The organism is Mesorhizobium sp. M7A.F.Ca.CA.001.08.2.1 (assembly GCF_003998455.1).
GTDB lineage: Bacteria > Pseudomonadota > Alphaproteobacteria > Rhizobiales > Rhizobiaceae > Mesorhizobium > Mesorhizobium ciceri.
Genome location: NZ_RZPW01001051.1, coordinates 1 through 1,673, shown reverse-complemented (window position 1 = coordinate 1,673; position 1,673 = coordinate 1). Strand labels below are relative to the sequence as shown.

Below are 1,673 nucleotides of genomic sequence, written 5' to 3'. Positions count from 1 at the left end.
CATCACGATCGTCCGAGGATCCAGGGTATCGGCAAGATAAGCATCGGCCATTGAAAAAGCCTTGTGGCAGTTTGTCCGGTGCAAAGGCTTTGACCGAAATCAAGGTATCGGCGTGCCGTTGCGGTCATTTTCCGGGCCATGCAACCACAGGAATGGCGAGATGCGACCGGAACTAGCTGCCAGACTTGGCGAGAACGTGCCGCGCTACACGAGCTATCCGACCGCGCCGCATTTCCATCCGGGGGTCGATGCCACTATCTGTCGAGGCTGGCTGGAGGCGCTGGAGAACGGCGACGAGATTTCACTCTATCTGCATATTCCCTACTGCGACAGACTCTGCTGGTTCTGTGCCTGCCACACCAAGCAAACACGTCACTATGAGCCGGTAACTGCCTATCTCCGCTCGTTGCACGCCGAGATCGCCACCGTTGCCCGTATTGTCGGCGGCAAGGCTGGCGTGCGCGCCGTCCACTTCGGTGGCGGCTCTCCGACGATGCTGAAGTCCGAGGACATGGTGGTGCTGGGGAAAGCATTGCGGTCCAGCTTCGATTTCCTTCCGGACGCCAAGATCAGCGTCGAAATCGATCCCAATGATATGGACGACGCCCGTCTTGATGCGCTGGCCGAGATCGGCATGACCCGGGCGAGCCTCGGCGTCCAGGACTTTGACCTGAAGGTACAAAAGGCAATTAACCGCGAGCAAAGCTTTTTGCAGACCAAAGCGGTCATCGATGGCGTTCGTTCGCGCGGCGTCGAATCGGTCAATCTGGACCTGCTCTACGGCTTGCCGCACCAGACCAGGGAGAGCGTCTCCTCAACCGTCGCGCAGGCACTGACCCTGGAACCGGATCGGATGGCGTTGTTTGGCTACGCGCATGTACCCTGGTTCAAGAAGCATCAGACGATGATCGACGAGGCATGGTTGCCTGGTCCGGCACAGCGCCTTGCTCAATCACAACTGGCCGCGTGTCTTATGCTGAACGCGGGGTATGAGCCCGTCGGCTTCGACCATTTCGCCAAGCCCAACGATGCGTTGGCTGTAGCGGCCCGAACCGGCTGCTTGCGCCGGAATTTCCAAGGCTATACCGAGGATCGCTGCGAAACCTTGATCGGCCTCGGCCCATCGTCCATCAGTCAATTTCGCCAAGGCTATGTGCAGAATATGCCATCGAACACGGAGTATGGACGCATGGTCTCAGACGGTGGGCTGGCGGCTGTCCGCGGCATCGCGCTTTCCGACGACGACCGCGTCCGCGGCTGGATCATCGAGAGGCTGATGTGTGATTTCGCCTTCTCAGCCATCGAGCTGGTGGAGCGTTTTGGCAAAGCCGGCCAGAGGCTTCTGCTGAAGGCAAGTTCCACGGCCCTTCATGATCCGGCGCGGTTGCTTGAACTTGATGGTGACCGCTTCGTCGTGCCGGCGGAAAGCCGGCCCTTTGTCAGAAGCATCGCAGCGAAGTTCGACAAATATCTTGAAACCGGCAAAGCCAGGCACTCGGTGGCGGTCTGAGCCGCTCAGAAATGCTCCCACGTCTGAATTGTAGACCGGTTCGCGCGTTCCCATGACGGTTCGATGGGCCCGTTGTTTGTTTTCATGCTGGCGCCCATCATCACCGCCATCGGCTTCTCGGTCGACTATACCAGGGCGGTCCAGACCCGGTCCAACGAGCAGC

General features: G+C 59.4%; 2 protein-coding genes. Both read left to right on the top strand.

Translation table 11 applies throughout. The features are described from left to right. The first annotated feature begins 160 nt into the window (after positions 1–160). Positions 161–1,510: an oxygen-independent coproporphyrinogen III oxidase gene (gene hemN, locus EN914_RS34625; protein WP_024505301.1), complete on the top strand. Its 1,350-nt coding sequence runs from the start codon at positions 161–163 to the stop codon at positions 1,508–1,510. Positions 1,511–1,573: 63 nt separating this feature from the next. Continuing rightward, positions 1,574–1,673: pilus assembly protein TadG-related protein (locus EN914_RS34620; RefSeq protein WP_164779140.1), on the top strand; the 100-nt coding region annotated here is incomplete at its 3' end.

Excerpts from the sequence above, each read along its gene's own strand:
- hemN (WP_024505301.1), top strand. The coding sequence starts at position 161 with ATGCGACCGGAACTAGCTGCCAGACTTGGCGAGAACGTGCCGCGCTAC.